Annotated in this window: 3 protein-coding genes; 2 read left to right on the forward strand and 1 reads right to left on the reverse strand. The window is 26.8% G+C overall.

The features are described from left to right. Nucleotides 1–270: 270 nt before the first annotated feature. The gene (locus Q0F58_RS18575; RefSeq protein WP_294379413.1) at nucleotides 271–855 is read left to right on the forward strand and encodes an MCP four helix bundle domain-containing protein; all 585 of its coding nucleotides are present in this window, start codon (nucleotides 271–273) and stop codon (nucleotides 853–855) included. A gap of 7 nt (nucleotides 856–862) precedes the next feature. Further along, nucleotides 863–1,453, forward strand: a complete 591-nt coding sequence (locus tag Q0F58_RS18580) for a sugar ABC transporter substrate-binding protein (protein WP_294379416.1) — start codon at nucleotides 863–865, stop codon at nucleotides 1,451–1,453. Nucleotides 1,454–1,755: 302 nt separating this feature from the next. Here the strand turns inward: Q0F58_RS18580 and Q0F58_RS18585 are convergent, their stop codons facing one another. Continuing rightward, nucleotides 1,756–2,793: an FUSC family protein gene (locus tag Q0F58_RS18585; RefSeq protein WP_294379414.1), complete on the reverse strand. Its 1,038-nt coding sequence runs from the start codon at nucleotides 2,791–2,793 to the stop codon at nucleotides 1,756–1,758. Nucleotides 2,794–2,882 lie beyond the last annotated feature (89 nt).

Below are 2,882 nucleotides of genomic sequence, written 5' to 3' on the forward strand. Positions count from 1 at the left end.
TTTATTCAATGAGGCAGTTGTTAAAATTATATGTATTTTTTGCTTTTGAAATTTTTAAAAATGAATAATAAAAATATTGGAGGGACTTTTCAGTTAAATTTATTTTAGCTTTAAAGTCCTTATATTTATTATGAGTATATTTAGTAAAAGATATAGGTCTAGGAAATAATATATCAGGTTTTATAAAGAAAATTATAAATTCTAATAATTGAAATTAATGTAAAAATGTACTAAAATATGTTGAAGGGATAAAATTATTAGGGGCGTTTTATGAAATCTAAAAGTAAGGGGAAAATAGGATTTTCAATATCATCAGCTATAAGTCTAATAAGTATAATATCTTTAATTACTATAATTATTTTAAATTTTATAGGGTATGAAAAAATTAACATATTAAAAGATAATATTGAAAACATGTATAATGTAGATGTACAAAAAATTGAGATGAGCAGAACAATTGCAACAGATATTTCTCAAATACAAGCAAATGTAAAAGGGCAATTAATAGAATATAATTCCAACTTGAATAATTCAATAGAAAATGAAATTGAAACATTAAATGGTAACATTCAAGCATATTTAGAAATGATATCTAGCGAGGAAGAAAAGAAAAGTTCAGATGATTTTATAGAAATTATTCAAGAATACAACGATTTGTGGAAAAGTATAAGCACATCACTTAATGATGGAATTGAAGTAGATGGACAAGAAATAGCCATGTTGACAGTGAAAGAAAGAACAGTCATAGATAATTTCAATAGATTAGTTCAAAATAATAAAACTGATGCAGAAGAGAAATACTTTATGAGTAAAGTAGTAACTGAAAAAGCTGAAACACAATTTTTAATAAAATGATGCTGACATTCCAATTATTCTTATAGATAATGATATTAACAGGGAACTTCTTGAATCATATGGAGCACATGTTTCCACATATGTAGGAATTGATAATCATGATGGAGGAGCAAAAGTTGCAGATGAACTTTTAAGCAAAGTATCAAAGGATGATAAGGTTGCAGTATTATATGGAAATGTAAATTCTATAAACTGTGAAAATAGATGCGATGGTTTCTATGATGAAATGAAAGATAAGGGAATGGATGTAGCTGCCAGAATAACATGTGAAAGTGGATCTGACTCTGAAGAAGCATATGAAAATACCAAATTGCTGTTAACAGCATATCCTGATATAAAAGTTTTTTTTGCTGCTAATAGTCCAATATATAAAGGCATGGAAAAAGCTCTGCTTGAATATAATGTATCTGCTGTAACAGGAACTTTTGACTGTGATGATGAGATTCTAAACAGCATAAAAGAAGGAAGACTTACGTGTACATTAGACCAGAATAGTGAAGGAGTGGCAGAAGGAGTTATTGAAGTTATAAATTCTCTTATGAAAGGTGAAAAAGTAAATGATATAACTATAACTGATGGAAAAATGATAACTGGATAATTAAACTGATTACTTTATAATCATGTGAAATATATGGATAATGATATAAATTTAAAATATGGTTTTAATCATATATATTTCAATTAATAATGTATAATTTACAATGAAAGGTGAAATCTTTTTAAAATTTCTTTAATTATATGTAGTCTTAATTATTGAAATATGTATATATTAGATGATTAAATGTGTAAAAAGAAAAGGGATTGTGGCATAAAGATTAAATCATATCATATATAGTATCAAAGAATTTAATCAACACACTATATATGGTATCTGATTTTCTTAATGCGACAATTCCTTTTTTATAAAATAATATCAATAGCTTTAAAAAAGAACTTATTGAATAATAATCCATAAATTGAACCTAAAATATTATTAAATATCCTGTAAAAAACAGCAGCTGGAAAACCTAAAATGGTTGCTGCAATAGATATAGCACCAAATGTATTAAATACAGATTGAAAACCATAAGTTGCAGAAAGACCTACACCTATTCCACCAATAATACCAATATTATTGTATATAAAATCAGGAGAATATTTATATATTATAAATACAATAAGCGATCCTAAAATATTTCCCCATATCCTATCTTTTGTTCTCTTCTTTTGATGTTCAGAAAAAGGAACCATTATAGACATTACTGCAATACCTGCCCACATAGGTCTTGGAAGATTAATTAATCCAGCAAAAAATAAAATTGATGAAACTCCAATTGTTAAAGACAACTGCCATTTTGTCCTATCAGCATTCATGCTGAATTCTTCAAATAAAGTTTTCAGTTTAATATCATAAGTTTTATTATGGTGATTGCGGTAATATATAATACTTGTAATTAAGGCTCCTAAAGCAAGCCCAAATAGTCGGTTTATATATGAAGAACCATTGACATCATATCCATATAATAAAAGATAACTTAAAACTAATGTAGACTGGTTAAACATCATCACATTGTAGCATCCTAAAATCATCAATAAGAATATACTTACAAAATTTATTAATAAAGCAGTGTAAATATTAGTCATATTGCTTAATCTTGGTCCAACAGCTAAGATTAAAAAGATTGCTATTAAAGATGGAATAGCATGAGATGTCTGGATTCCCAAATCAGCATTTCGAAATACTAGAACAAAAAGAAGTACAACAACTCCAACAATACTGTTATCAGTACCAAAGATTTTGGTATAAGACATGACAACAGCCATGCAGAATACTATGGTTATAAAGATTTTAAACAAATAGATAGAAATATGGCGTAATTTTTCAATGTTTTTTTCTGAATTTCTAATGAGTTCTTTTGAACCAGATTGATTTAACTGAAGTTCTTTATAAAAAGTCATATTCCTTTCCTCCTTTTCTTTAGTTAGGAACTCTTAAAATTAAGCAATGAAGTATTATACGCCTTGGTGAATGGATTGTCAATATATAT

Source organism: uncultured Clostridium sp., assembly GCF_934754915.1.
Lineage (GTDB): Bacteria > Bacillota > Clostridia > Clostridiales > Clostridiaceae > Clostridium.